Here is a 25,213-nt window from a genome sequence, read left to right on the forward strand (position 1 = left end):
CCACCCAGGCTCCGTGATGGCCCTGTTCCAACATTGACGTTTGCCCGCAGATGGATGATCCTCGACGTCACGATCGTTTGATCGGGCCTGAAGAGGAAGCGGCGGTGAAAGAATGCCGTCGATCGTTTTCCACAAGGCTGCTGCGCAGGACGCGCTGAGTTTTGCGCTCACGAGCTTGATCGTCTAATCCTGTAGTCGTGACCTGGAGAGGGTAGTTTCGATGGTTACGGGTTTCTCAACTGGCCAAGGCGGGGCAGCGGCGGCATCTGTGCCGACGCCTGTCGTGTTCGTCGTGGATGACGACATTTCCGTTCGTGAATCTCTCGAGTTGCTCATACGCTCCGCAGGCTGGCAGCCACAGATGTTCGAGTCGGCGGAGCCGTTCCTCTCTCATGCTCGGGCGCCGGTTCCGAATTGCCTGATTCTGGACGTCAATCTCCCTGATCTCAATGGACTTGATTTGCAGGAGTTGATCGCTGTCGAGCACGCGGACATGCCGATCATCTTCATAACCGGTTACGGCGATGTGCCGACGACGGTCAAGGCGATGAAGGCCGGCGCCGTTGAGTTTCTGACAAAACCATTCAGCGATGACGTGGTGATACCGGCTATCGAAAAGGCGCTCGAACGAAGCAGGGCCCTACTTGTTCGCGACGCAGAGATGCGCTTGCTCAAGGACCGATATGCATCGCTCAGTCGCCGCGAGCGAGAGGTCATGGCATTGGTGGCGTCCGGGCTGCTGAACAAACAGGTCGGCTTCGAGCTAGGCATTAGCGAGATCACGGTGAAAGCGCACCGAGGTCAAGTGATGCGAAAGATGGAAGCCCGCTCGCTCCCGTATCTGCTGAGCATGGCGGCGAAACTCGGCCTGTCAGGCTAGCTGCGATTTGGTCGGAATTTCTGTAGCTGCCAACAGACGGCACTACGCGGATCGGTATCAAAACTCCAACCGATCCATCTGACTGAATGTCAGAAACGCACTAGAAGCGGGCATACGGATAAGCGACATTGTACGACCGAAATTGGGCCGACAGCGGACGGTCCGGTTTCAACCAACTTCTGCGGTTAGCTGTCGTTCCGAAACCGACGCACAATCAGTGGTCGCGCCGGTCAAAGCCGCCCCTTACGCGAGCCTGCGTCGTCGCTGGCGAATAGCTCAGTGTTAGATTTTCACAAACCGATAGGTGAAGCGATCGGTCTCGCCCTTGATCGAGGTATCGAACACCTTGATCGAGTGCGCATCATCCTTATTCGCGAGTACGGTGCTTTCCGCGTCCAGTACGAAGCCGGCCGCCACGACCTCCTCGCGGACGGACGCAGGCTCAATTCGATGCAGCGACTGGGTGTCGCTCGTGCCCGACCCTAAGGCGGCGGCGTGGTCGACGATGACGTAGGACCCACCGGGCTTTAGCCGATCGTAGACGGCTCGATTGAAGTCGGCCGCGGTCGCGCCCCTGGCCTGGATCAACTCGGTATGGAGATCGTGGTAGAACAGGTGCAGCCACAGGACATCCGCCGGTTGCGTAACCTCCGGCATCGCCACCAGGTCCGCCGAGACGGCTTCGACGTTCTCTCGGCCCGGCTCCTTCGCAAGCGTCCGCATGCTGCCGACCGGATCGTTCTTGAAGTGGGCGACTTCGGCAGGCACGAAGCTGTAGACCCGTCCTTCGGGTCCCACGATGTCGGAGAAGAGACGGGTCCAGTCGCCGTCGCCTGGGTAAACGTCAATGACGGTGGAGCCCGCAACAACTCGTGCGAACCGGATCAACTCGGATACCTTGGATTGGTCGTACATCGGAATTTCCTTTACGATTGGGCATTCGACGGGCGCGCTCGGAACAGATGGCCAGCTTTACGCCGGCCGGGACGGGGCCATCTCGGAAGCACGCGTCAGGGCTTGCGTGTCGACATACTCCCGGATGGTCCTCACTTTGCCACCTCGAAGGGTAATGGCGAATACCCAATCGTCCTTGAACGTCTTATTCGCGGCTCGCACGCCTTCTGAGATGACCGTCTCGCGCGTTCGTTCTTATATTGGCAGCGCTTTGCCTGCCTTCTCCGCCGCCATATACTGCGCGTACCAGTCCGGCCAATTCGCATCACGCTGGCCGCCTGTCCGCTTCTCGTGCTCGCCATGGGCCACAGACGCACGCCGGAGCGCGGCCGCGAGCTCGGTCGACGAGGCAAATGTGGTTTCGCCAGTGTCGACGCGGCCGGGCGCTCGCGCAGTGACCTCCTGCAACATCCAGATATTTCCGGCCGGATCGCTAAAGGATGCCCACGACAAGTAGCTGCGCCGTTCGGGGTCTGGACCGATGACGCGGCCTTCACTGCCGGCATAGTGGAACACTTCGCTCACGTCGACGCCGCGATCGGCGAGTTCGCCGCGCGCTATTTCGATGTCCGACACGACGAGCTCGCCACAGCTTCTGAGGACATCGAGTTCGAGCTGGGCATAGGGTTCCGTTCTGGTCCCTGAGCCGAAGACTACGGAACACGGCGAACCAGGAGGCGTAAACTGGATGACGCGAAATCCGTCGCCTGTGAGGTCGGCGTCCAGTCGCCAGCCCAAGCCGCTATAGAAGTGTTTGGCACGGTCGATGTCCGCAACGGGAATGACCGCGACCTCGAGCCTTATGTCTACGCCTCGCGCTGTCGGCGTTGCGATCGCGGTTTCGCTGGGCAGTTGAGCAACGTTCATATTCACCTCCTTTGATTTGACTATTTTAGAAAGGCGTCTTCATTCCGTCAGGCCACCGCGGCGACGCGATAACGAGCCGGAGTAGCACTGAGCGATAGGTTCGGAACGAGCTTCTGGCGTGCCGCTTCATATGCGTGCCAATCACCTGCCTCTGGCAGTGAAGGGATGGTTACCAACTCGCCTTGGTCCAAGCCGGCAAGTGCAGCATCGACTAGATCGTCTGGCTGCATGACCTCAAGTGTCTTATTCGGCAGTTGGTCGAGCGACCCTCCCGAGACATCCCAGAAGTTGGTCGCGATTACCCCGGGCAAAATCGCCTGGATGCGTAGGTTTTTGCCGGCAAGCTCCTTGTGAAGCGAAACGCTGAAAGCCAGGACAAAGGCTTTCGTCGCGCCGTAGACACCGTTCAGCATTTCTGGCGCAATGGCCACCGCTGAGGAGACGTTAATAATAGTGCCGCCCCCGCGCGCAACGAATGCCGGAACCGCAGCATAAGTCAATCGAGTCAGCGCCGTCACGTTCAGCTCAATCATGGCCGCCATTCTGTCGACGTTGGTCTCCAGAAGCGGCGATACCGCGCCCATGCCAGCATTGTTGACAAGCATGGTGATGCCGGGATCGCTTTCGAGTAGCGTTTCGAGCCGCGCTAGATCCATCTTTCTATTGAGGTCGACTGCGACGGCATTGACACCGCGGCCGGTCGAGCCGGCGATGCGCTTCGCAACGTCGTCCAGTTTCGTCTGATTGCGAGCCACAAGGATCAAGTCATAACCGCGGTGCGCAAGCCGGTCGGCATAGATCGCACCAATCCCCGACGAAGCGCCCGTGACGAGAGCGATGCCTTTCCCAGAACTCGTCATGGTAGCTCTCCTTCAGCATTCGTCCGCAAAAGGATCGACGAAGGGAAACGCTAAATCCATTGAACGATGGTGTAGGCGACACCTGTGTATAGGTGACCGACAGGCGCTAATCCCGCCGCGAAGCGTTGGAAAAAACCGCATGGGTGACTCTCGACGTCGCGTGTATCTGCACCACCATCATTGGGAACCAGGCTGGCAGGACGTGCCGCGCTGGGTGCAGACCTTCGCGCGGATGTGCATCGACGCCGGCGCCAACCTCTTCGTCACGCGATTGCGCGCGTTCTCGTATTTCTGAAGCTGCTGGAAACTGATGCCTATCGATCGGGCAAGCTGGGCTTGCGAGACATCCGATTGGACGCGAACGGTCGCAATCTGCCTGCCGACATGCTGGTCGGCGGGATGCGGATCGCTCTCGATCTTTGGCTTCAGCTCCGCCCGAAGGAGAACGGAGCGTTGCGGTTTCAACAAGGCCTTCCGATCCTCCACTAGCCAGCCGGATAGAGAGTCTGTCGCCGACGCTCCGGGCTCTTCACACCGACGTCATCTCCAGATCGAATCGCCATTTAATATACCTTATCGGGTGCAAATTAACCCTATAGGTGGCAAACAATATCGGCCTGCCGATTGTGGACTCATGGTCAGTCCACGACAGATTCGAGCCGCACGGGCTTTGCTTGGTTGGTCGCAGCAGGAGCTTGCTGACAAGGCAATTGTGTCGCTGAATGCGCTAGCCCGGTTGGAAAACGGCAAGGTAGATTCCCGGATCAGCACTCTGCAAGCCATTGAGGCGGCTCTGACAAAAGCAGGTGTCGAATTCCTGTCCGCTGGTCAAAAGGGTGAAGGTGTACGGCTCTTAGATCCTCAGGTTTGAACGTTGAGTTGGCGGGAGGACGGGTTCCCATTCTCGCAATTGCAATTGCCATCCTGCGGATGACGAGAGGCAAAGTCGTGGTATTGTCGGAATCAGCCATGATCCGAACTCCTGACAGCGCGGTTTTGGTCAGGCCGATCAAAGTGTTCCTGCACCTTGATCGGTCGTAGCACGCGCGATGCATGTGCATTGCACGTGCTTTGTTATGCATTTTTTCTGCTCCAAGTTCAAGCCGAAAAGCGACAATGATAAAAAAGCCATTCACAACGCGTTTGGACCCATCAGTGCTAGCTCTGGCTGAACAACTGGCAGAGTCGGAACGTCGTTCGGTAACCGCTGTCATTGAGCTCGCATTGATCGAGTATGCAGAACGTCGCGGTGTTAAGGCGCGAGACGCCAAGAATAGCGGATAGCTTTGTCGCGAAGCACATCATTGAACGGCCGACATGGGGCCGACTGCGGAATGGCGGCTTCTCGCGTCCGAAGAACGATAGCGGACGTTCAGCCTGGTGGGACCAAGGTGTGAAGCTGACCAAAGTGGACCTTCTATGGCGGCTAGTTGCGCATACACGCGAGTGCTACGTTCCCAGCAAAACCACGTGACGTCTTTGTAGTCCAGGAGGACTCGTGGCGCGCCCGGAACGAAAGCTTGTGGCGGTTTTGGCAGCGGACGTAGCTGGCTACTCGCGTTTGATGAGAGCCGATGAGGCCGGGACTCTCTTCCATCTAAAGGCACTGCGCGCCGAAGTGATCGATCCAAAGATCGCGCACGCGGACCTGCACTGCCACGGTTCGACAAGGACTTCGTGCAGGGCACTGCAGCAGAGTGACGGCCGGCTTCGCGCGCGCAATGGACGCGTGCGAGACGCTGCTTGATGCCGGCTCGTATGACGCTAAGGAGGCTGCAACGTGGCGAGCGGATGCTTGCCCGTTATCGCGGTGCGCTCCGACAGGCACATGATGCCGTGATCGGCACCTCTGAATGCGCCAGCGCCTGATCCAACTGCTGTCGGACCTGGCTGACCTCTACCGCGTCACCACGTCGGCTAAGGCATTCCAGCAGGCCGTGAAGGCTCCAGACGTTGCGTGGGTGTTGGCAAGGCCGCGGCAACGTCGCATCAAGCCCAAGGTCGGCGCGATAGACAGCCTCAGCTTCGGCATATCGTTCGGCATCCATCAGCAATGCGCCAAGCGCGTGTCGCGTCGGCTGCATCCAACCCCATGGCTCGTCATAGAGCAAATTGTCATCGAGATCGACCGCACGCCGCAGGAAGTCCAGGCCTTCATGGACGCGGCCGGACTTGTAATACAACTCCCCCAGCATCATGGCTTCGGCAACCTCGAGGATATCGGCGCATGGGTTGTTGAACAGCATGCGCTCGGGTTGCACTGCATCGCGCGCGGCCGCGAAAAGTCTAGCGCTTTCCTCTGCCTGGGGGATTTTACCGAGATTGGCCAGAGCCACGGTCCGGGCATAATGCAACAGGACGGTGCTGAAAGAGTAGAGCTCGGCATCGTCAGGGAAGGCCTCTTCCAGGATGCAGGACCAGCGGCCAAAGCGGATAAGTACGTGCAACTTCATCGGCGCGAAGGCTTCAAACATCTCTGGCATATAACGCACCACCGGCTCTGGCAGGTTTTCCGCCAGTGCCCTCGCGGCCTCGAAGGCATCCGAAGGGCGACCAAGAAACATGGCCCCGTAGATTTGAAAGTGAAGGTTGTGGATCCGGTAGACAGTGTAAAAGTTCTCACCGCCTGCATGAGCGAAATATGAACGATCCACCTGAGCCGCCTGCCGGTTGCGCACCACGACCTTGTTGTAGTCGCCGCAAAGCACGTCGATATGCGTCGCCATATGCACAAGATGCCCAGAGTCTGGCACGAGGCGCACCAGCCGATCTGCATGCGGCAAGGCTTTTTCCGGCGTCGACGACATCTCCATCAGATGAATGTAGAAATGCAACAACCCCGGATGTACCCAGGCTGCTGGCTGGGTCGTGAAGGCGCGGTCCAAAACCGCGCGCGCTTCCTCCGTCGAGGTGCCAACCCCAGGCTGCCCGGTCCGAGTATCCCACAGCGCCCAAGGCGTGCGGTTGATCAGTGCCTCGACGAAGATCGCGGTCACATCCAGATCGTCAGGGAACCTCTCGTACACTGTGCGCATCGCTGCAGAGAAATCGTCATTCCAAGGGCCATAATCCGCAATCTCTGGATCAGTAGGGAACCGCGAGGTCAGCGCACCAAGCAATGCGCGCTCGACTTCGATTGCGGACAGATCGCACGCCTCCGCCAGCAATACATGCGCCCGCGTCAAAGCGACAATACGCTCTTCAGGCCCGAAGGAGGTCCATAGCTTGTTGTAGTTTGGGCCTAGACAGTGGGCAATTCCCCACCGCGCCATGACGTTTGAAGGCGCCACTTCGAGCACGCGCTCGTAACAGGCAATGGCCTCTTCGTGGTTAAATCCGTATTGCCAGATCAGCCCCCGGTCGAACCACATCTGCGCCTCGGAAGGCGTGTTTTCCAGCCGGCGGGAGAAGGTGCCTAGATCGAAATACGTCATCGTATCCAACTCCATGGCGGTCGGCGACTACCCGCCCAGACTACATCAAACCCCCGAAGGAAGGGAATCCGACTTCAGGATGCCGCCCGATCTCACCGTGCGATCTTCATCACGAGCCGCGATATCGTGCGCCTTTCCCAGCCCGACGCCGATTTTGGACCGGACCGACAACGATTTGCCCTAGACGGACCGACGTCAACGAGCATTCTTGTGGATGTTCATTCGGTGCTCCGAAAATCGCTGAAGCTTCAACAAGCTCAGCTTTCCCGGCTCAGACCGAGTGGACAAACTACTGAAATCTCACGTCTGGGGCAATTTCTGCCACAAAAGTCAGGCGCAAAACTTGGTGGCATCGTAGTGACTCCCACTCTTGCTGACCGCTTTCATGCTCAGCAGATCGAAAGCGACCAGTCCGATTCCACCTCCAGTCCGATCTCGCAGCAGAATAAGACCGTCGCGCGAAGCGGTCATCCGCTGCGCACGGATGACCTCACAGCGTCAGATTTCAGTTCGTTCTGCCAGCAGCAATGCGTCTTCGATGTCGACACCCAAATACCGCACCGTATTGTCGATCTTGGTATGCCCGAGCAGAATCTGGATGGCGCGTAGGTTGCCCGTCGCTTTGTAGATCATTGCAGCCTTTGTTCTGCGCAGAGAGTGCGTGCCATAGTCCGCTCTTCGAAGTCCAATCGCAGTGACCCATTCGTCGACCAGACGGGCGTATTGCCGTGTGCTCATATGGTGTGCATGGTTGATCCGGCTTGGGAACGCGTGGTCATCCACGGTGCCGCCCCGCCTCTCCAGCCACGCCAGTAGGCTGGCACGGACATCGCTGGTCAGTTCGAATTGGACAGGACGTCCTGTCTTTTGTTGAACGACCATCGCCCGCTTTCGTATATCCGGTCCCGTTACCAGATCTCTCGTTTTGATCTTGACCAGATCGCAGCCGCGAAGCTTGCTGTCGATGGCAAGACATTTCAGGAGAAAGCCCATTCCTCATCGCCCGGCGTGATCAACCCCTGCCGCAGTCGGCAGTGAAGTTCATGCCACGACGGGTCAGTCACGAAGCCTTTCATGCTTCCACAAGCCTCGGCGAAGGAAATGTCGCCCAAACGGTCGATAAGATCACTCATCGCGCTGTTCCTGCCATTTAGGAACAGTTCGAGCGGATCATCATCACACTCAATGACCCGATGTCCCCAAGCACCCGATACGTCGTCGGTTGCGAGAGCCTGCCGAAGATCTTCGTCCACGCCTGCGGCCTCGACCGCCTGGCAGACGACATGGCGCATCAAGGGGTAGTAGATCGGCTGATAGCTTCCTCCAAGCGCGCGCACGCCGGGCAGGATCGACAAAACCAGAAACGTAAGCAGGAGATTCGGGATAAGGCTGCGGTTTGCCAGCCGCTCGAGGATGTCGGAGGCTGCGAAGCGCGCCACCTTCATGCCGGTCGCAGGATCGATGAGTTCTCCGGCGACCAGACGCAGCGGAAGGCGTTTGCCATTTTCATAGAGCCAGAAGAAATCAGTACCGCGCGGGAGCCAGCCACTCCAAGGGCCAGACGCGAGCCCGTCGAGGCCGGCAAGGATGCTGGAAGCGAACTTCGGGTCTTCCAGCAGTCTCATGCGTAACCAGGAATCTGCGTCCGACAGATGGTCCGCCACCAGGTCGGCGATGTCCTCGTCGTCGATCTGCAGGAAGGCAAAGCGGCCTCCGAACATTTTTGGCCAAAGGATGAGATTGGCTGCCTTGATGGCGTGTGCTGGTCGCTCGAATTGCGTCTTCGGCAGAAGGCTACGAAGCAGCGTGAACGCTTCTCCCTCAGTGTTTGGCTCCGTCGGTAACAACTCGAACCTATAGGACCCCGGCCCGGCTAGCAGGCTGTGCCCGCGATGGCGGCTCCGCCACGAGCTGCACTCGCAGCACCACCGCTGACAGCCGCGCCTCCGGACACGGCTGCGCCGGCGGTCGCGGCGCCCACTGCTGCCATGCCGCCGGCGGCAAGCCCGGTGCCGACCGCCGCACCCGCGCCGAGCTGCGGGCCGCCGGAGACGAGACCGTTGGCAATGCCCGGTCCAAATATGCCAAGGCCGAGCAGCGACAGCGCGGCCAGCACGATCGCCATGGCGTCGTCAATCGACGGCGTGTTGCCGCTGAAGCCCGCGGTGAACTCGGAAAAGAGGGTCGAGCCGATGCCGATGATGACGGCGAGGACCAGCACCTTGATGCCGGACGAGATGACGTTGCCGAGCACTCGCTCGGCCATGAAGGCGGATTTGCCGAACAGACCGAAGGGGATCAGCACGAAACCGGCGAGCGTCGTCAGCTTGAACTCGATCAGGGTGACGAAGAGCTGGATCGCGAGGATGAAAAAGGCGAGCAGCACCAGCGCCCAGGCGAAGAACATGCAGGCAATCTGGATGAAGTTCTCGAAGAAGGACCAATAGCCCATCAGGTTCGAGATCGAGTCCAGCAACGGCCGGCCGGCGTCGAGCCCGGTCTGCGCTACCTTGCCGGGGCGCATGAGATCGTTGACGGCAAAACCCGTACCCGAAGCCTTCAGGCCAAGCCCGGCGAAGCTTTCGAAGACGATGCGGGCGAGATTGTTCCAGTTGGAGATGAGATAGGCGAAGACGCCGACAAACAGCGTCTTCTTGACGAGGCGGGCCATCATGTCGTCATCCGCACCCCAGGACCAGAAGAGCGCCGCCAACGTCACGTCGATGACGATCAGGGTTGTGGCGATGAAGCCGACCTCGCCGCCGAGCAGGCCGAAGCCGCCGTCGATGTAGCGCGTGAAGATCTCGAGGAAATGGTCGATGACGCCCATGCCGCCCATGTCAGTGAACCTCTGACCGAGAGGGCGCGACCTGGATCCCGGGAGCGGTCACATCCGTCGGCTCCCCTTCTTTCCGGTCGGCTGACGCCGCTACATCTGGAAACAGCGTTGTCGGCGCTATCGGAGCAGTCGCCGTTGCCGGTGCCCGCTGACCGAGAAACCGGCGCCGGCTTTCTGCCCACGCCTTCAGACAACCGGGATCGCGAGGACCGGCCTCGCCGATCCCGGAACAGCGGCGCAATTCGGCCGCAAGTGGGTCTTGTGACGCCAAGGGACGGTCTCGCGTCGCAGGGACGCCAGGCTCATCGTCCTTGCTGCTCATCTCGATTGCGGTCACTGTTAGAGCGACCGCAACGAAGACAACTGCGCCGATGCGGGCGAAGATCTTGCCATCCATCGCGCGGGCCTCAGTTCTTGCCATAGAACATCTGCGCACTGCCGGGCTGGTAGCCCGAGCCCTGCGTCAGGAAGCGGCGGCGCTGCTCGCGGCCCTGCTCGGCGGCGGTCGCCTGTTCGGCCGATTGCAATGCCTGCGCCCGACCGTTCGCGGCAACCACAGCGGTGAGATCGGCGAGTTGCTGCGCCTGAAGCGCGAGGAGCTGGTTGCCGGCCTGTGTTGCCTGAAGCGCGCCGGTCGCACCCTGGCTCTGGCCGACCAACGCCGACATCTCACTGCGATTGGTGTCGATGTTGCCGACGACGCCCGCCTGCACACGCATGGCATCCTGAAGGCCACCAACCGTGTTGCCCCAACGCGAGCGCGCCTCAGTGACGAGTTGCTGATCCGAAGCCGACAGCGAGACGTTGCCGTATTTCTGCTGGAAGGCCTGATCGATCTGTTGGACGTCATAGGCAATGTTCTGCGCCTGGCCGAGCAATTGCTGGGTGCGCTGCACGGACTGCTGGAGCTGTTGCAGCGAGGAGAACGGCAGGCTTGCGAGATTGCGGGCCTGGTTGATGAGCATCTGCGCCTGGTTCTGCAGCGAGGTGATCTGGTTGGTGATCTGCTCGAGCGAGCGCGCCGCTGTCAGGACGTTCTGCGTATAGTTGGAGGGATCGAAGACGATGAGGGCGTGCGCGGGTGTCGCCACCATCGGTGCGAGTGCGACGGGTGCGGCTAGCAGCGCGGCGGCGATGCGACGCCCCAAGCCGCGGCTCGAGCCCGCCGGTCAGTGGCTGGTCGGCCAGCAGGGCATCCAGATACATCGGCGTTTCGGGAACGCGGACACGATGGCGATTGGTCGAGACGCAGCCATGCAGATAGGTCAGCGTCTGCGCGTCATCGAGCCAGCAGCACTCCGGCATGAACGCTTCGACCAGACGCAGGATGCGGTCGCTGCGGTCGGCGAACCCGGTCAGGACCTCATTGGGGTCGAGGCCCTTCTTCTCGCGCCCTTCGTAGAGCCAGCCTTCCGCTCGGGCGGTGTCTTCGGCTGGCGCAAGATAGGTCAGAGTGAGGAAGTAGCTGGACTCGAAATGCGCGCCGGCCTCCTCGAAGCCGGCCTTTCGCTCCGCATCGACCAGGGTGGAGGCCGCATCCGGAAAGTGGCTGTCGGGATAGCGGGTCGAGGCATGGCGCTGCGCCTCCACGAAGATCGCCCAGCCGGAGCCGAGACGGCGAAAGGCATTGTTGAGCCGGCCGGCGACGGCGACCAGTTCGGCTGGCACGGCGCTGTCGAGATCGGGGCCGCGAAAGCGCGCGGTCCGTTGGAAGCTGCCGTCCTTGTTGAGGACGACGCCGGCGCCGACCAACGCCACCCAGGGCAGGAAGTCGGCGAGCCGGCTGCTACGATTGTGGTACTCGGCAAGATTCATCATCGGCGCGTCCTCGCTCAAACCGTGAAATGCGCCGGGATGCGCAAATGCCGGCGAACGACGTCGGCGAAAAGCGGATCGCGCTTGGCGGCCCAGACGGCGGCAACATGGCCGATCGCCCAGATGGCGATGCCGACGAGCCACAGACGCAGCCCCAGCCCGACGGCGCCCGCGAGCGTCCCGTTCATGATGGCAATGGCGCGCGGGGCGCCACCGAGCAGGATCGGCTCGGTCAGCGCGCGGTGCACGAGCACCGTATAGCCTGGCACGGTATAATCGGGCATTGAGCCGCCCTGTTCGACAGCGCCCTCCATCAGACCAGCGCTCCGCCGCCGAACGAGAAGAACGACAGGAAGAAGCTCGATGCCGCGAAGGCGATGGACAGGCCGAACACGATCTGGATAAGCCGACGGAAGCCGCCCGACGTGTCGCCGAAGGCGAGCGTCAGGCCGGTAACGATGATGATGATCACCGCCATGATCTTGGCGACCGGGCCTTCGATCGACTGGAGGATCTGTTGCAGCGGTTGTTCCCACGGCATCGACGAGCCGGCGGCATGGGCGGGCGCGGCGATCACCAGCGACAGCGTGGCGACGGAAATGGTTATTGGAAGACGATGGCGCGCGAGGCGCAGGCGTTGGATCACGGATTTTCTCCTTCGGGGCTTTGGATGAGCAGGGGCGAACTTTCGTCACCTTCGATGACGGCTGGCGCGAGATGGTAATCACCGTCCGGGCGCAGGCCATCGACACGGGCGAGTTCGGACAGCCGGCGCGCGGAGCCGCGGCCGGAAAGGATGGCAACCAGGTCGATTGTCTCGGCGATCAGCGCGCGTGGAACCGTGACGACGGCTTCCTGGATGAGCTGTTCCATCCGTCGCAGCGCGCCAATGGCGCTGCCGGCGTGGATCGTGCCGAGGCCGCCGGGGTGGCCGGTGCCCCAGGCCTTGAGCAGTTCGAGCGCCTCGGCTCCGCGCACTTCGCCGACCGGAATGCGGTCGGGGCGCAGGCGCAGCGATGAACGAACGAGATCGGAGAGCGACGCGACGCCGTCTTTCGTTCGCATCGCAACGAGATTGCGCGCGGCGCATTGCAGCTCGCGCGTATCCTCTATGATGACGACGCGATCGGCGGTTTTGGCCACTTCGGCCAACAGCGCGTTGATCAGCGTGGTCTTGCCCGTGGATGTGCCGCCAGCGACCAGAATGTTGGCGCGGGTGGCAACGCCCTGGCGCAGCGCGTCCGCCTGGCGCACCGACATGATCCCGGCCGCGACATAGTCTTCAAGGGTGAAGACCGCGACGGCGGGCTTGCGGATCGCGAAGGCCGGCGCTGCGACGACGGGAGGAAGAAGCCCCTCGAACCGCTCCCCCGTCTCGGGCAGCTCGGCCGAGACGCGTGGCGCGCCGGCATGGACTTCGGCACCAACATGATGAGCGACGAGGCGAATGATGCGCTCGCCGTCAGCTGCCGACAGGCGCTCTCCTGTGTCGGACAACCCCTCGGACAACCGGTCGATCCACAAACGCCCATCGGGATTGAGCATCACTTCGACGATGCCCGCGTCGTCGAGATAGCTTGCGATCGCAGATCCGAGTGCTGTGCGCAACATGCGTGCGCCGCGCGCGAGGCCTTCTGAGCTGTGATGCGAATTTGCCATTCTGTCCCCGTTGCGACCCGGGGGAAGATGAACGCCCCAGAACGGGGATGATTAAGAGAGCCGCATCTCGAGTGGATTCAACACCTTAATCGAGGCGTCGTAGCGTAGCGTGCAAATACAGGCGGTCGGCGGTGCGGCCCGGCGGCCCAGATTGCGGATTTCGCACCAGACCTGTTCCGTTGTAGCCGCGGCGCCGACTCAACATCGTTGTCGTGTTGGCGACGCCACCCTCCAAGTCTCTCCTGCTGGGCTAGACAGGCTGGGAAGGTCTGATCTATAATAACATATCGATGCAGCAGTGCGATATGTTTTTACATATCGGTGCTTGAAGAGTTCTCCACCAAATGATATATTTACGCATATCAAATTTTGAAAACGATATGTAGAGGCATATCGATGCTCTATTCGACGGACGAAATTCTCCAGACGCTCCGCAACGCCCGCGAGCAGAGCGGGCTGAGCCAGCGCGACCTCAGCGCTCGCGTTGGGGTTCCGCAAAGCCATATCTCGAAGATTGAAAGCGGGGGAACCGACCTCAGGCTTTCAAGCCTGGTTGAGCTCGCACGAGCGCTCGACTACGAACTGGTCCTCGTTCCGCGCAAGGCCCTGGCAGCGGTCGAGGCCATCGTCAGCAACGCTTACACAACGCTCAACGGCGAAGACCGCTCCGTGGTGTTCAATCGCGCCCACGCTGCCCTTGCAAGGCTGAACCGCGACCATCCCGACGCTGCCAACTTTGGGGGGCTCGATCAGACACTGCGCGAGCTTGCGAACTTTCGGCTAAGTAGAACCGATCTAGAGGCGCTGCGCGCCATCGCCGAAAGGCTGATGAAACTACCGGTCGGCCCCAGGGCACTCTCGGCCATCGACCTCGCCTCGCGGCAACTCAAATCACTGCGCAACAGGATCGCCCACGCGCTCCCAGAAGCGCCGCGCCCGGCCTACGCGCTCGATGAGGATGACGAGGATGCCTGACGTTTCCGTCCTCGACGTTCGCCTCTATGGCGACAAGATCGCAACGCTCACGCTCATTGCGGGCGATCGTACGCTGTTTGCCTTCGACAAGGCCTATATCGACAATCCCGAGCGGCCGACGCTCAGCCTGTCGTTCAAGGACCAGTTCGGGCAGCTCCTGACCGAATTCCGGCCGGTCAATGTCAGGGTGCCTCCGTTCTTTGCGAACCTCCTGCCGGAAGGACCGCTGCGGACCTACCTTGCCGAACGGGCTGGCGTCAGCGAAAAGCGCGAATTCTTCCTGCTCTGGATTCTCGGCCGCGACCTTCCCGGCGCGCTCACCATCGTGCCGGCTGACGCGGAAGCCTGGCCAGACCTCAAGGACGCAGGCGACGCGGAAGCACGTCGCGCGCGTCGGACCAATGCCCTGCGATTTTCACTCGCGGGCGTGCAGTTGAAGTTCTCGGCGGTGCAGAACACCGGCAAGGGCGGCGGGCTCACGATCCCCGCTGACGGCGTCGGCGGTTCGTGGATCGTCAAGCTTCCCTCACAGCTCTACGACGGCGTCCCCGAAAACGAATTCTCGATGATGAGTCTCGCGGCCAGGCTCGGCATGGATGTGCCAGAGGTCCAACTCCTCGACGTCGATGCGATCGACGGCCTTCCCGAGGGCATGCGGAGGATGAAGGGCCAGGCACTCGCCATCCGGCGCTTCGACCGCACCGGCGACGGTCCGGTGCATATCGAGGATTTCGCCCAGGTGTTCGGCGTATGGCCGGACGACAAATACAAGCGCGCAAGCGCACGCAACATTGCGACCGTGCTTGGCGTTGAGGCTGGAGACGACAGCGCCTGCGAGTTCATCCGCCGGCTCGTCTTCAACACGCTGATCGGCAATGCCGACATGCACCTCAAGAACTGGTCTGTGATCTATCCCGATCGGCGCTCAGCAGTGCTCGCTCCAGCCTATGATTTCGTGTCGACAGTTCCCTACATCCCAGATGAGTTCGCCGCGATCAAATATGCCCGCACCAAGCGCATGCGCGAGCTCTCGCTCGACGAACTCCGCTACCTCGCGGCGAAGGCGCACCTGCCTGAGAAACTGGTCGTCGATACCGCGCGCGAAACGGTCACCCGATTCCGCGAGGAATGGCCGGAGGCGAAGAAGACGCTCCCCGTTGCATCCGCCGTCGCCGACGCGATTGACGCACATCTGAAAAACCTCGCGCTGATCTCCGAGGCCTGAACAATGGGCCTGCAGCCGACGATCCGTCGATCCGCGCCGCCCGCGATCCGACCGTCCGGCTATCGCCCGGGCACGCCGGTCCTGGGCGTGTCGAGACCGGCGTCGATGTCCTCACTGATTTCTTGCCGCAGCTTTGGTCCTCTCGCCAGGCGCCGGCCGAGCGCGGTGACGAAGGCGTCATAGCGCTCGCCAGCCTTGGCGTGAGCAGCCTGCGCCGCGGGCTCGGGCAAAGCCGGTGTTGTCGCCAGCCAGAAGCGGACGAAAACGGCGAGCGTCTCAACGGCAATTGCGAGATCGCGCTCCTGGCGTGTCATGCGACGATCGAGCTGGTCGAGTCGCTTGGTAATCGCCGCCTCCTGCCGCTCGGCGGCATCGGGCGAGAGGAACGATTCGATGGCCGCCTCCGCGACGAGCGACCGAGAAAAATCACGGCGCGCCGCATGTTCGGCCAGCCTGCTCATCACCTTCGGGTCAAGATAGACGGACAGGCGCTGCTTGCGAGGTTGCTTCGCCATCGGAGCCTCACATATCCACGCCGTCCCCCGGGTCGAGCGATGCCTGTCGAGCAATGCCCTGCATAAGGCGCGTCAGTCGACGGTTGCGAGCAACTTCGTCCTCGATGTCGTCGGGGTGATCGATCTCGAATTCGTTTTCGATCGCAGGCTCCACGGCCGGCTCGACACGGCTGAGTTCAGGTTGGCGACGACGCTCGGACTGGGTCGGGTCGTCATCCCTGGCCGGAGGCGCCGCCGTGGCCTCGGCGGTCTGCCGACAGGAGGGCGGCGGCAGTGTGGTCCAGTCGTCGGGTTTCCCCTCCACCGCCGACACAAGCATCGGCGATGGCAGTATCCGCTCTCGCATCCTGCGCGGCCAACGTGTTCACGCCGATTGCGAGTGCGCTGGCGACCCATGCCGCCGAAACTCTGCGACCGATGATGCGCTGGCCGTCATCGGTCTGAAGGCGATAGACGCGGCTCGATTCGTTGGGCAGCCGTTTCCAGATCGGCAGCAGCAAGCCCGCGACGATGTGGATGGTCGAATCGGAGAACGCGGGGATGCCAGCAACCTCGGCGCTCCACGCCGCCTCGAAAGCGTCGCGATCCGCGTTGCCCCAGTGGCTCTCCTCCATCATGCGCAGTGAGGCATGATGTTGCTCCATTGGCCGGATCAGGCGCACCCGTCGCTCGATCTCGCCGTCGTCGAGCATCAATGAGGGCGCCGGAAGTTGCACGGCGGCACGGCCTGACCGTTCGTTGATGAGGAGAACGGCATGTGGCTCGTCGAGATGGGCGACAGCCTCCCCGGCTGACATGGGTCGATTGCGCTGGCGCTGGGCGATGGTGAGGAGCTGCGTCTCAGCGCCGGTGCCCGGATGGGTGTAGATCGTGCGCCGCTCGGCGATGACGAAGCTCTCGGCCCGCATCGTTTCCAGCCCGATGTCATAGACGCCAGCCGCGATGGCGCCTTCCACCTTGGCGGTGAGCAACTGCTCGAACACCGCGAACAGGATGTCCTGCAGGTCGATGGTGAGTGCGAGCAGGCGATTGAGGAATGTGGTGATCGGCGGCAGCTCATCCTTGATGCCGCTATCGTCCATCAGCTTCAGCCCGGTCATGTCCTCGAAACGCTGCAACGAGCACCCTTCGACCTTGCCGCGGGCGACCAGCAGATAGAGCTGGCGCAAGGCAGCGCGCGCATAGTGCGATTCCAGGTTGTCCTCTGGCCGAAACAGCCCATGCCCACCGGTCTGGCGCTGCCCGCGCGTGATGGCGCCCAGGGTGTCGAGGCGGCGGGCTATGGTGGAGAGGAAACGCTTCTCGGCTTTCACATTGGTCGCGATCGGCCGAAACAGCGGCGGCTGCGCCTGATTGGTCCGGTGCGTGCGGCCGAGGCCCTGGATGGCGGTATCGGCCTTCCAACCAGGCTCCAGAAGATAGTGGACGCGCATGCGTGCGGCCGGCAATCTGATCGAGCTGGTTCCAATGAATTTCAGCTTTCCGCCCTCCGGCAAAGGCGGGCCAGTCTTCAACTTCCGTTCGAAAGGGCGAAGCTTCGCCAACAGCAACCGCTGCCTGATTCCGGCAAGCGCTTTCTTCGAGTTCACCGGCAAGAAATACCCAAAAGCCAAGCACCGTTTCACTCTCAAGAGTGCGCCATTTATGGCGATCGCAGGCCTTTGGCGTGAGGGCCAGGGCAATCATCCTCCCGCTTTCACGATGCTGACGACCGAACCCGGTCCAGACGTCGCGCCTATTCACGATCGCCAAATTGTCGTGCTGCAGCCGGCGGATTGGGCGGCATGGATCTATCTGACGAAGCCAGAGGCGGAACTGCTACGGCCGCTTCCTGAGGGGTCGCTTGTCGTCGAAACCGTCCGGAAAGGGAGCGATTGACAGGGGCAAGGGCTTCTCGGAACTCTACAAAGGCGGCGCAACCGGCATCGGACGCAAGGGAACTGGCTGGCTGATATCGATTTAGTCTCTCACAGGGTAGATCGAATAGACCTCGCCCGTCTCTTCATCCTCTGCGAAGGCTCCGGCGACTTGCCAGCTATTGCTAGGGGCAGGGACATTTATCTCCACGGTGATGTGCTGCACGGGCCGTTCGGCGAAAATGCCGAACGCATTCCAGAATTTCGGAATCTCGGCATCGTCCGGCTGATCGAAGCCCAAAGTTCACCTTCGCCATGCGAGAACACCTCGCGATCGACGTTGCCACCTCTGAAGCCGACGTTCACCGGACCCCGAGAGGGGACGGAATGCTTCACGATCTGGGCGAGCATTTTCTGGGCCGCCTTCTTGGCTTTCATTTCATGCATGAGCCTGAGCATGTCGTCCTCCCATTTTCGAGAACGTAAGCACGTCCTGGCTGGAGGTGCCACAAGAGGATCGATCTCGGGTCCGCTCGCTCTGACAGGCTGGCCATCTCCCTCTTGATTTACTTGAAATCCCGCGTCTTCACCTTGATCTGGTCGATGTGAAGATAGGGATCGATGATATTCCTTGGCCTCGGCCCCTTAGACAGCCCGCGCGGGTCGGGCGTCGGGCTTCCGTGATGGAACTCGTCGCCGCGGCCATGCGGCAGCGGAAAGGCAGCATCGCGCTCGCCAACGCTGGCCAGATCGACGGACAGATCGCTGAGCCGATGGGCGACGAGATGAACCACCTCGCCTTCGCGCTGAATGCGCCCATAGACGCCAATCATGCCGGCACCGAGGACCACTCTGCGAAACCTTTCAAACACCTTCACCCACACCACCAGATTGGCGATGCCGGTCTCATCCTCGATCGTGACGAACATGACGCCCTTGGCCGACCCAGGTCGTTGCCGAACCAGCACGAGGCCCGCTGCCTCGAGCCACTGGCCATCGCGCGCCTGCATGGCCTGCCGGCAAGAGACGATCCGCTTGCGGCGCAGATCCGCGCGGAGGAAGGAGACGGGATGATCGCGCAGGGTCAGCCCGACATGCCCGTAGTCCTCGACCACCTCGCCGCCCGATGTCATGGGACGCAATGCCACGACCGGTTCCTGGATCTCCGGCACCGTTTGCTGCTCGCGCGCAGAAGCAGCGGCAAACAGCGGCAACGGCTCGTCACGCAGCGCTTTGATCGCCCACAACGCCTCGCGCCTGACCAGCGACAAAGCCGGCTGAAACGCATCGGCCTGGGCGAGCTCGACCAGAGAGGCGGCGGGCACACCAGACCGATGCCAAAGATCATCGACCGACGCGAAGGCCCGATCAGCGCGTGTGGTGACGATGGTTGCCGCATCGGCATTGGCAAGACCACGCACCATGCGCAGGCCAAGGCGAACCGCGAACCGCTCCTCATCTTCGGTGGGCTCGAGCGTGCAATCCCAGCGAGAGGCGTTGACGCAGACCGGACGCACTTCGACACCATGATCGCGGGTGTCGCGGACGATCTGCGCCGGCGCGTAGAAACCCATCGGCTGGGCGTTGAGGAGAGCCGCGCAGAAAACATCGGGGTGATGGCACTTCATCCACGACGAGGCGTATCGGCTGACGCAGATCGTCCATGACTCCGGCTATCCGGGCACACCGGTGCTGTTTTCCTGGGCATCGAGCGCCAAGACCACTGACTATGTCTACGACAAGGAAAGTGCCAGCGTGGCCCGCGATCAGTTGGAACTGACGTTGAGGATGCTGCAACAGTCCGGCGCCCGTCGCATCGACATTGTCGCGCATTCGCTTGGTACCTGGGTCACCATGGAAACGCTGCGCGAGCTGGCCATCACCGGCGACCGCGATCTTGGCGGCAAGCTCGGCGACGTGGTGCTGGCCGCGCCCGACATCGATGTCGACGTGTTCAAGAGCCAGATGCGCCGTTATGGCAAGCCCGACAAGCCGTTCATCCTGCTGCTGTCGCATCACGACTGGGTTCTCGCGTTCTCTGCCCTGCTTGCCGGTTCGCTGCCGCGCGTCGGCAACTACAATGATGCCGCCGATCTTGCTTCCTACGGCGTGACGGTTGTCGACCTCTCGAAGTTCAAGGGAACGGACAGCTTCAACCATACGGAATTCGCCGACAATCCGGCGCTGGTGAAGATGATCGGCCAGCGGCTGCGCGAGGATCACGGCTTTGCCAGCAACCGTGACTTGACTGATCGCCTCGGCCGGTTCGGGCAATAGATAGATGCATTTTCGCGGCTTTCGCAGTGTCTGTCGACCATAGCGGACGTATCGGCTCACTTTTGACCTGGGCCGCTCCGGTCTCTGGCTTTATCGGAGCATCCAGGGACGTCATGCGTTTGCCCGATACCAAGAGACCAGCAACGATGCTGACTAAGACAGCGGCCCACTACGCTCGCGCCCACACCGCGCGCCGCCTAGCGCACGGTCCCCTCCTGTATAACAAAGCTGCCGGATGCGCGTTCCGCATTGCACCGAACGCGGGAGCGCATGTTGCCAAAGTATCATGTCGAAGAAATGGACGGCGACACTCTCACAGCGACGCACATCGTCAATGCGACTACGCCCAGCTGTCACATAGATGGGAGCGCTTACGCGGATCCAGCCTTGTGGCATTCGGAAGAGTGTTGTGAGAGCCTGCCTCAGCGGGTAATGTGGATCGCCCTCAGCATCGCCACGGCAAGCTGATGGTTCGAAGATGCTTCGCGCTTTCGCCTGCAAGGGAGGCTGCGTGTTGAACGACCTTCTAGACACTGCGCCGATCGGTGATCCACCGTCGAATACCAATTTCCTGTCAGGTGGCGGGGAGATGGGCTCGCTCACCCGAGCTTACGACTGGAACAAGACCGGCCTCGGGCCACCTCAAGGTTGGCCCCAAAGTTTGCGTACAACCGTCAAGCTGATGCTCCAGTCGCGTCACCCCATGTTCATCTGGTGGGGGCCCGACCTCATCCAATTCTACAATGATGCCTACCGTGCGACACTAGGGCCTGAACGGCATCCGAGCGCCCTGGGAGACCGTGGCAAGGATTGTTGGGCTGAAATCTGGCACATCATCGGTCCTCAAATTGAATTCGTTATGGCCGGAAAAGGGTCGACTTGGGACGAGGACGCCTTGGTCCCGGTGACCCGCCACGGCAAGCGTGAGGATGTCTGGTGGACGTATAGTTACGGGCCGATTGATGTCGATGGCGAGGTCGGTGGGGTCCTGGTCATCTGCAACGACGTTACTGAGAGGCATCTGGCAAAGGAGGCGTTGGAAGATCACACTCGCTACCTTGAGCAACTCTTTGAGCAAGCGCCCGGTTTCATAGCGGTGCTCCAGGGTCCGAACCATATCTTCGAAATCGCCAACGCTGCCTACAAGCGCCTGGTGGGGGATCGAACATTCGTCGGGAAAACTGTGCGCGAAGTGATCCCGGAGATGGAGGGCCAAGGCTTTTTCGAATTGCTTGATGAGGTCTATCGAACAGGCGTCGCTCATGTCGGCAGACGGGTACCATTCATCTTTGCTGGAGACGCCGAAGCGCTTACCAAGACAAGAGTGGTCGACTTTGTCTATCAGCCGATCAGCCTGACCACCGGGGAGAGCACGGGCATCTTCTGCGAGGGGATCGACGTCACTGACCACGTCCAGGCCGAAGAGCATCTACGACTGATGAATCAGGAATTGAAGCACCGAGTTAAGAACACGCTGGCAATGGTCAGCGCAATCGCCGGGCAGACCCTTCGTGGAACTCCTTCCGCATCTGCGCTTGCGACCTTCCACGGGCGTTTGGCCGCCTTCGGAAAGGCCCACGACACTCTGACGGCCGACGCCTGGGCTACGGCGTCAGTAAGGAATGTTGTCCACGACGCACTTGAAGCTCACCGGACCGGGCAAGGGAGGTTCATCATATCCGGCCCAGACATCACCTTGGGCTCGAAGCAGGCGTTGTCGCTCGCCCTTGCCACCCATGAGTTGGCGACGAACGCTGCCAAGTATGGGGCGCTTTCCAGCACCCGGGGCACGGTTCACGTTTCCTGGCGGGAGGAGCGTGAGGGAGATGCGGTCATGTTTCACTTCGAGTGGAAAGAGGCAGACGGCCCATCGGTCACGGCACCGATGAAGAAGGGCTTTGGGACTCGCCTCATCAATCGCGTTCTATCGGCAGATTTCGGGGGGCGCGTCGAGATCGACTATTCACCCAGCGGACTGATCTGCCGCCTCGTCGCTCCAACTCAGAATTTGAACCAAGACCACCCTGCTTTTGCGGGCGAGTGATCCAGATGGCAAAAGCCAATTGTTCAGATACCCATCGACGCGCGGTGCGCAGGGCCGTCCGCCTACTTGTTGCCGAAGATGGTCTCGCGAAAACGGACTGGCCCGCCCATCCCACAGTGATGATATGCGCGCTCAACGTGCACACCCCTGCCGCTCCGGCGCTGCTACGCTGGATGATCCGGAAGTGAGGCGTCCAGTGACACCAGGGCTGGCGAACCACAATGGCAAGCTAGAAGCTAACTTAGCCGTTGTTCTCTTGCGGCTATACAAAGCCATTAGCCGGCTGGCTGCACGAGCCAAGGTTATAGAGGTTGTTTTGGCGGTGCACGCGCCTGGAAAAGGAGTGTCCCAACAATGGCCTACACGCTGATTTGGTACGGTAGGCAAGGTATCGTTGAACAGATTCCCTTCGACGCCGAGAAAGCTGCTCGCGCCCAAGCGCTCGCGACCTTTCCCATTCGCAAAGAGGTCGATGGTATCGTGGCCGTGGAGGTTCGCAACGATGACGGCACGGTCGTTTTCAGTCTGGCAGGCGGTCACTGACTCGGTCGTTCGTCGCTTTGCCGTTGAGGCCGCTGGCGTTCCCGCGTGGGCCGGTTACGCTTGGGCGAGGTTGCGAAGATAGGTTGCGCCGCTACAACTTGCAAAAGCCCGCGCCATGGAGGGACCAATGACGCGGGCCGGCTCCCACCAGCCTTGCACCGGATGCCAAGTGACAACATCCGAAGCATGAACCAAAACTGATCGAAAGAGCTAATGTTCCGTCCGTCTGGCGGTTCATCGTTTTTGGCTGAATGCCGGAAATGCCCGCACTAAAATTTGCTTGCGATGAACCGACACCAGATTTATTTTAGCGAATGTCATCCGCTGGGAAAGGGCTTTACGGATGATGTAAGGGACAAAGCTTTCGCCTGGGTGGGAGGTGTCAGATGCAGTTCCAAACATACTGCCAACCCGGTCCAACTATCCATCCTGACCAGAGCGCTTGACCAGCATTGCCAGACCATCGGCATCTCGCATGACAGCCCTGAGCGCGAGAACCTGGCAAGCCGCGTATTCTCGCTCTTCAGCGCCGGCAGGACGACCCTGGAAGAGTTGAAACAGGCGCTATCGAGAGAAGGATTTTAGAGGCGGTCGTCGGCTCTAGGGTTTTCGCTTCAAAATGTGGGCTTCCCGCAAGATGGATGCCCAATTCTGCGCCCCAATGAAGGCGATAAGCTCGCGGGCTTGGTCTTCCGTGATGCCGGTATCTTCGACAAGTCGGCGCACAACAAGGCTGTTGCCAGCGTGCGGCTTGCCTTGCTCATCAACCATTCGGATGTCCCTTCCGTGCGACCCAACGGGCATAGCAGAGAAAGGTTCCGCTAGCGCTACCTAGCCTTAGGCGGCTGCGGCAGCAACCGCGTCGGATCGATCAACGCGCTAAGATGTTTCGTAATGACGGCCGTGGTAGCCCAGCACAACGACCTCCTCCCCTTCGGATGGACCGGGGTCTGGTTGTTTTTCGTCATCTCCGGCTACGTCGTGACCCTTGCGATGGTCGGCCGACAGTCTTCACGGCTGGCTGGGGTTACCCTACTTTGCACGGATGACGGTCTTGGATTGGCTGCAGCTACCGCAGACTCCCTTGTCCCGCTCGAAATCGTAGGTGGTGCCGAGTGCGCCTGTGATCTGCGCAACTTGAGCCGGAGTTACATTCACCGCATCCACGATGCAGCTATCGCAGACAGCCATTGGCTTCCTAGTAGTGATCCATGAATTGATGCGGTGAGCAGCTATCATCCATTCCTCATTCCATTCCCCAATCACACCGAAACCCGCCGCTGCATTCACGCAGCGGCGGGCCTATACGATGCCGGGGGGTTGTGTTTACCCCACACATCTAGAACTGTTTGAACGCTCTAATGTTCCGGCTGTATCTTACCTGTGGCCCGCGCCTCTGGCGGAGAACGCGGGCCGACCAAGAACACCCCTTGGCCAGCAGTCCGAAGGTTTCAAGGACTAGCTGCCGCAGAATCAACAGGCCGCTTCGAACGAAGTTCCGAGCGCAAACGAAAACGCCCGCCACTGTGAGGGCCTTCTGATGGTTTCAAGTTGTCACTAATTCTTACCGGGCGGAGATCCGATGAATGCGACAACTTTCCCAGAAGCGCTGGAAGTGATCGCAGCTGGGGCTACAGCAGCGGGCCGACAATGCTCTTGCCGTTCCGCCTCGCTCGGGAAGCGGTCGATTTCAGCCTGTGAAAGTTGCTTGGAAAGTTTGGTCCTGGCCATTTTGGCGAACTCCGCTGGAGGTCGCCCCACTGAGGACAATCAGTCCTATTCCTGCCAGCGGTTGTAAACCCCCTTTTTCCCGTCGCGGTACCGCATGGCTTCAAGAATGACCTCGAATACGCTGCCAACTTCTTCGGAAATTTCACCCGGGAATATACCCTGCCCTTCCGCTGCCTTCATCGCCTGGTCGGCAAGATCGCTGATCGCGGCTGGGTCATCAGTGAAGGCATTGGGCAGGTGATCGGCCATCCAGTTACCGAGGAAGTTGACGCCGCGCACGCTCATTTTTTGGTGCCCTTCAGCGCGCGCCCGTCACGCTTTATCTTTGGGGTGATCGTCTCGACCCGCACCTTTTCGCTGATGTCCTTCGTTGCCTGGTTAGCAGCCCCCGGCGCATCAGCAGCTGCAGCAGTGGCTGCGACCTTTTGGGCATGCTCCGTAGCGATCTTAAGCAGACCCGTAGCCGTTTCTTGTGACGTCCATCCCTGAGCCTCCGAGGCCCTCACCAAGGCCGCGAACGCGGCTTCCAAGGCCACTTCACAGTTGATCTCACGGTCTGGGTTTCCCTCTGGCAGTATCGGTGGTTCAACGGAGGATTGGGGCATGGTCTGGCTTTTATCTCCTAGGTCGCAAGCACAAACTGTTAGAACTCGCTAATGTTCCGTCGCCTTTCTTATTGCCAGGGGCGCGAAGATCAGCGCGGCTCGCGTAGGGCCCGACGCCTGAGCTAAGCGCTCGC

Annotated in this window: 28 protein-coding genes and 4 pseudogenes; 9 read left to right on the forward strand and 23 right to left on the reverse strand. The window is 60.8% G+C overall.

Going from position 1 to position 25,213, the window contains the following annotated elements; translation table 11 throughout:
- The first annotated feature begins 220 nt into the window (after positions 1 to 220).
- Positions 221 to 880 (forward strand): response regulator transcription factor, encoded by a 660-nt coding sequence (locus HB777_23580; GenBank protein ID QND66604.1) that lies wholly within the window; start codon positions 221 to 223, stop codon positions 878 to 880.
- 282 nt (positions 881 to 1,162) lie between these two features.
- On the opposite strand, the gene HB777_23585 is transcribed toward HB777_23580, so the two are convergent.
- The 5 genes from HB777_23585 to HB777_23605 form a co-directional block, all read right to left on the reverse strand.
- Positions 1,163 to 1,795 carry a class I SAM-dependent methyltransferase gene (locus tag HB777_23585; GenBank protein QND66605.1) on the reverse strand — a complete coding sequence of 211 codons (633 nt, stop codon included), beginning with the start codon at positions 1,793 to 1,795 and terminating at the stop codon, positions 1,163 to 1,165.
- A 57-nt stretch (positions 1,796 to 1,852) separates the two neighbouring features.
- A complete protein-coding gene (locus HB777_23590; GenBank protein ID QND68885.1) occupies positions 1,853 to 2,008 on the reverse strand; it encodes a hypothetical protein in 156 nt (51 codons plus the stop codon).
- Positions 2,009 to 2,029: 21 nt separating this feature from the next.
- Complete coding sequence (locus HB777_23595) at positions 2,030 to 2,701, reverse strand: glyoxalase (protein ID QND66606.1); 672 nt, start codon at positions 2,699 to 2,701, stop codon at positions 2,030 to 2,032.
- Positions 2,702 to 2,748: 47 nt separating this feature from the next.
- Positions 2,749 to 3,561: an SDR family oxidoreductase gene (locus HB777_23600; protein ID QND66607.1), complete on the reverse strand. Its 813-nt coding sequence runs from the start codon at positions 3,559 to 3,561 to the stop codon at positions 2,749 to 2,751.
- Positions 3,562 to 3,738: 177 nt separating this feature from the next.
- Positions 3,739 to 4,026 (reverse strand): helix-turn-helix transcriptional regulator, encoded by a 288-nt coding sequence (locus HB777_23605; protein QND66608.1) that lies wholly within the window; start codon positions 4,024 to 4,026, stop codon positions 3,739 to 3,741.
- A gap of 169 nt (positions 4,027 to 4,195) precedes the next feature.
- Here HB777_23605 and HB777_23610 point away from each other — a divergent pair, with 169 nt between their 5' ends.
- Positions 4,196 to 4,432: a helix-turn-helix domain-containing protein gene (locus tag HB777_23610; protein ID QND66609.1), complete on the forward strand. Its 237-nt coding sequence runs from the start codon at positions 4,196 to 4,198 to the stop codon at positions 4,430 to 4,432.
- Between the two features lie 245 nt (positions 4,433 to 4,677).
- The gene (locus HB777_23615; protein ID QND68886.1) at positions 4,678 to 4,845 is read left to right on the forward strand and encodes a ribbon-helix-helix protein, CopG family; all 168 of its coding nucleotides are present in this window, start codon (positions 4,678 to 4,680) and stop codon (positions 4,843 to 4,845) included.
- A 518-nt stretch (positions 4,846 to 5,363) separates the two neighbouring features.
- On the opposite strand, the gene HB777_23620 is transcribed toward HB777_23615, so the two are convergent.
- From HB777_23620 to trbB, 10 genes and pseudogenes are all read right to left on the reverse strand, one after another.
- Positions 5,364 to 6,995: a hypothetical protein gene (locus tag HB777_23620; protein QND66610.1), complete on the reverse strand. Its 1,632-nt coding sequence runs from the start codon at positions 6,993 to 6,995 to the stop codon at positions 5,364 to 5,366.
- A 498-nt stretch (positions 6,996 to 7,493) separates the two neighbouring features.
- Complete coding sequence (locus tag HB777_23625) at positions 7,494 to 7,988, reverse strand: tyrosine-type recombinase/integrase (GenBank protein ID QND66611.1); 495 nt, start codon at positions 7,986 to 7,988, stop codon at positions 7,494 to 7,496.
- Positions 7,973 to 8,842 (reverse strand): hypothetical protein, encoded by an 870-nt coding sequence (locus HB777_23630; protein ID QND66612.1) that lies wholly within the window; start codon positions 8,840 to 8,842, stop codon positions 7,973 to 7,975. The genes HB777_23625 and HB777_23630 overlap by 16 nt, the downstream gene beginning before the upstream one ends.
- Positions 8,843 to 8,874: 32 nt before the next feature.
- Positions 8,875 to 9,834 (reverse strand): annotated as a pseudogene (gene trbL, locus HB777_23635) (P-type conjugative transfer protein TrbL).
- Position 9,835: 1 nt separating this feature from the next.
- Positions 9,836 to 10,231, reverse strand: a complete 396-nt coding sequence (gene trbK-alt / locus HB777_23640) for a putative entry exclusion protein TrbK-alt (protein QND66613.1) — start codon at positions 10,229 to 10,231, stop codon at positions 9,836 to 9,838.
- Between the two features lie 10 nt (positions 10,232 to 10,241).
- Positions 10,242 to 10,982 (reverse strand): P-type conjugative transfer protein TrbJ, encoded by a 741-nt coding sequence (gene trbJ / locus HB777_23645; protein QND66614.1) that lies wholly within the window; start codon positions 10,980 to 10,982, stop codon positions 10,242 to 10,244.
- Positions 10,969 to 11,652: pseudogene (locus HB777_23650) on the reverse strand (conjugal transfer protein TrbE). The gene trbJ and the pseudogene HB777_23650 overlap by 14 nt, the downstream one beginning before the upstream one ends.
- A gap of 14 nt (positions 11,653 to 11,666) precedes the next feature.
- Positions 11,667 to 11,933, reverse strand: coding sequence for a conjugal transfer protein (locus HB777_23655; protein QND66615.1), 267 nt, complete (start codon positions 11,931 to 11,933; stop codon positions 11,667 to 11,669).
- 29 nt (positions 11,934 to 11,962) lie between these two features.
- Positions 11,963 to 12,295 carry a conjugal transfer protein TrbC gene (locus HB777_23660; GenBank protein QND66616.1) on the reverse strand — a complete coding sequence of 111 codons (333 nt, stop codon included), beginning with the start codon at positions 12,293 to 12,295 and terminating at the stop codon, positions 11,963 to 11,965.
- The gene (trbB, locus tag HB777_23665) at positions 12,292 to 13,308 is read right to left on the reverse strand and encodes a P-type conjugative transfer ATPase TrbB (protein ID QND66617.1); all 1,017 of its coding nucleotides are present in this window, start codon (positions 13,306 to 13,308) and stop codon (positions 12,292 to 12,294) included. Before trbB ends, HB777_23660 begins: the two co-directional genes overlap by 4 nt.
- A 396-nt stretch (positions 13,309 to 13,704) precedes the next feature.
- Here trbB and HB777_23670 point away from each other — a divergent pair, with 396 nt between their 5' ends.
- Complete coding sequence (locus HB777_23670) at positions 13,705 to 14,283, forward strand: helix-turn-helix transcriptional regulator (protein QND66618.1); 579 nt, start codon at positions 13,705 to 13,707, stop codon at positions 14,281 to 14,283.
- Positions 14,276 to 15,508, forward strand: a complete 1,233-nt coding sequence (locus HB777_23675) for a type II toxin-antitoxin system HipA family toxin (GenBank protein QND66619.1) — start codon at positions 14,276 to 14,278, stop codon at positions 15,506 to 15,508. The genes HB777_23670 and HB777_23675 overlap by 8 nt, the downstream gene beginning before the upstream one ends.
- Positions 15,509 to 15,567: 59 nt before the next feature.
- On the opposite strand, the gene HB777_23680 is transcribed toward HB777_23675, so the two are convergent.
- The 3 genes and pseudogenes from HB777_23680 to HB777_23690 form a co-directional block, all read right to left on the reverse strand.
- Positions 15,568 to 16,023 (reverse strand): ribbon-helix-helix protein, CopG family, encoded by a 456-nt coding sequence (locus tag HB777_23680; GenBank protein ID QND66620.1) that lies wholly within the window; start codon positions 16,021 to 16,023, stop codon positions 15,568 to 15,570.
- Between the two features lie 7 nt (positions 16,024 to 16,030).
- Positions 16,031 to 16,177, reverse strand: a complete 147-nt coding sequence (locus HB777_23685) for a hypothetical protein (protein QND66621.1) — start codon at positions 16,175 to 16,177, stop codon at positions 16,031 to 16,033.
- Between the two features lie 58 nt (positions 16,178 to 16,235).
- A pseudogene (locus HB777_23690) lies at positions 16,236 to 17,459 on the reverse strand (methylase).
- On the opposite strand from HB777_23690, the gene HB777_23695 reads away from it, so the two are divergent.
- Positions 17,455 to 17,901, forward strand: coding sequence for an SOS response-associated peptidase (locus tag HB777_23695; protein QND66622.1), 447 nt, complete (start codon positions 17,455 to 17,457; stop codon positions 17,899 to 17,901). The pseudogene HB777_23690 and the gene HB777_23695 sit on opposite strands and share 5 nt — an antisense overlap.
- An 81-nt stretch (positions 17,902 to 17,982) precedes the next feature.
- Here the strand turns inward: HB777_23695 and HB777_23700 are convergent, their stop codons facing one another.
- Positions 17,983 to 18,180 carry a hypothetical protein gene (locus tag HB777_23700; GenBank protein ID QND66623.1) on the reverse strand — a complete coding sequence of 66 codons (198 nt, stop codon included), beginning with the start codon at positions 18,178 to 18,180 and terminating at the stop codon, positions 17,983 to 17,985.
- 265 nt (positions 18,181 to 18,445) lie between these two features.
- Complete coding sequence (locus HB777_23705; GenBank protein ID QND66624.1) at positions 18,446 to 19,507, reverse strand: DNA-binding protein; 1,062 nt, start codon at positions 19,505 to 19,507, stop codon at positions 18,446 to 18,448.
- A gap of 13 nt (positions 19,508 to 19,520) precedes the next feature.
- Here HB777_23705 and HB777_23710 point away from each other — a divergent pair.
- From HB777_23710 to HB777_23720, 3 genes and pseudogenes are all read left to right on the forward strand, one after another.
- Positions 19,521 to 20,156: pseudogene (locus tag HB777_23710) on the forward strand (alpha/beta hydrolase).
- Between the two features lie 478 nt (positions 20,157 to 20,634).
- Positions 20,635 to 22,200, forward strand: coding sequence for a PAS domain-containing protein (locus HB777_23715; protein ID QND66625.1), 1,566 nt, complete (start codon positions 20,635 to 20,637; stop codon positions 22,198 to 22,200).
- A 354-nt stretch (positions 22,201 to 22,554) separates the two neighbouring features.
- Positions 22,555 to 22,743: a hypothetical protein gene (locus HB777_23720; protein ID QND66626.1), complete on the forward strand. Its 189-nt coding sequence runs from the start codon at positions 22,555 to 22,557 to the stop codon at positions 22,741 to 22,743.
- Positions 22,744 to 23,343: 600 nt separating this feature from the next.
- Here HB777_23720 and HB777_23725 read toward each other — a convergent pair.
- The 3 genes from HB777_23725 to HB777_23735 all read right to left on the reverse strand — a co-directional run bounded on the left by HB777_23725 (position 23,344) and on the right by HB777_23735 (position 25,004).
- The gene (locus HB777_23725) at positions 23,344 to 23,514 is read right to left on the reverse strand and encodes a hypothetical protein (protein QND66627.1); all 171 of its coding nucleotides are present in this window, start codon (positions 23,512 to 23,514) and stop codon (positions 23,344 to 23,346) included.
- 1,005 nt (positions 23,515 to 24,519) lie between these two features.
- On the reverse strand, positions 24,520 to 24,759 hold the full coding sequence (locus tag HB777_23730) for a DUF768 domain-containing protein (GenBank protein ID QND66628.1): 240 nt from the start codon (positions 24,757 to 24,759) through the stop codon (positions 24,520 to 24,522).
- Complete coding sequence (locus HB777_23735; protein ID QND62439.1) at positions 24,756 to 25,004, reverse strand: hypothetical protein; 249 nt, start codon at positions 25,002 to 25,004, stop codon at positions 24,756 to 24,758. The genes HB777_23730 and HB777_23735 overlap by 4 nt, the downstream gene beginning before the upstream one ends.
- Positions 25,005 to 25,213 lie beyond the last annotated feature (209 nt).

The sequence above is a fragment of the Mesorhizobium loti genome (assembly GCA_014189435.1).
Lineage (GTDB): Bacteria > Pseudomonadota > Alphaproteobacteria > Rhizobiales > Rhizobiaceae > Mesorhizobium > Mesorhizobium loti_G.

Bases quoted from the DNA above. Each gene is read 5' to 3' on its own strand.
- HB777_23580 (QND66604.1), top strand. From the start codon at position 221: ATGGTTACGGGTTTCTCAACTGGCCAAGGCGGGGCAGCGGCGGCATCT.
- HB777_23585 (QND66605.1), bottom strand. From the start codon at position 1,795: ATGTACGACCAATCCAAGGTATCCGAGTTGATCCGGTTCGCACGAGTT.
- HB777_23595 (QND66606.1), bottom strand. From the start codon at position 2,701: ATGAACGTTGCTCAACTGCCCAGCGAAACCGCGATCGCAACGCCGACA.
- HB777_23600 (QND66607.1), bottom strand. From the start codon at position 3,561: ATGACGAGTTCTGGGAAAGGCATCGCTCTCGTCACGGGCGCTTCGTCG.
- HB777_23610 (QND66609.1), top strand. From the start codon at position 4,196: ATGGTCAGTCCACGACAGATTCGAGCCGCACGGGCTTTGCTTGGTTGG.
- HB777_23615 (QND68886.1), top strand. From the start codon at position 4,678: ATGATAAAAAAGCCATTCACAACGCGTTTGGACCCATCAGTGCTAGCT.
- HB777_23620 (QND66610.1), bottom strand. From the start codon at position 6,995: ATGACGTATTTCGATCTAGGCACCTTCTCCCGCCGGCTGGAAAACACG.
- HB777_23625 (QND66611.1), bottom strand. From the start codon at position 7,988: ATGGGCTTTCTCCTGAAATGTCTTGCCATCGACAGCAAGCTTCGCGGC.
- trbK-alt (QND66613.1), bottom strand. From the start codon at position 10,231: ATGGATGGCAAGATCTTCGCCCGCATCGGCGCAGTTGTCTTCGTTGCG.
- HB777_23655 (QND66615.1), bottom strand. From the start codon at position 11,933: ATGCCCGATTATACCGTGCCAGGCTATACGGTGCTCGTGCACCGCGCG.
- trbB (QND66617.1), bottom strand. From the start codon at position 13,308: ATGGCAAATTCGCATCACAGCTCAGAAGGCCTCGCGCGCGGCGCACGC.
- HB777_23670 (QND66618.1), top strand. From the start codon at position 13,705: ATGCTCTATTCGACGGACGAAATTCTCCAGACGCTCCGCAACGCCCGC.
- HB777_23675 (QND66619.1), top strand. From the start codon at position 14,276: ATGCCTGACGTTTCCGTCCTCGACGTTCGCCTCTATGGCGACAAGATC.
- HB777_23680 (QND66620.1), bottom strand. From the start codon at position 16,023: ATGGCGAAGCAACCTCGCAAGCAGCGCCTGTCCGTCTATCTTGACCCG.
- HB777_23695 (QND66622.1), top strand. From the start codon at position 17,455: ATGCGTGCGGCCGGCAATCTGATCGAGCTGGTTCCAATGAATTTCAGC.
- HB777_23705 (QND66624.1), bottom strand. From the start codon at position 19,507: ATGAAGTGCCATCACCCCGATGTTTTCTGCGCGGCTCTCCTCAACGCC.
- HB777_23715 (QND66625.1), top strand. From the start codon at position 20,635: ATGCTTCGCGCTTTCGCCTGCAAGGGAGGCTGCGTGTTGAACGACCTT.
- HB777_23720 (QND66626.1), top strand. From the start codon at position 22,555: ATGGCCTACACGCTGATTTGGTACGGTAGGCAAGGTATCGTTGAACAG.
- HB777_23725 (QND66627.1), bottom strand. From the start codon at position 23,514: ATGGTTGATGAGCAAGGCAAGCCGCACGCTGGCAACAGCCTTGTTGTG.
- HB777_23730 (QND66628.1), bottom strand. From the start codon at position 24,759: ATGAGCGTGCGCGGCGTCAACTTCCTCGGTAACTGGATGGCCGATCAC.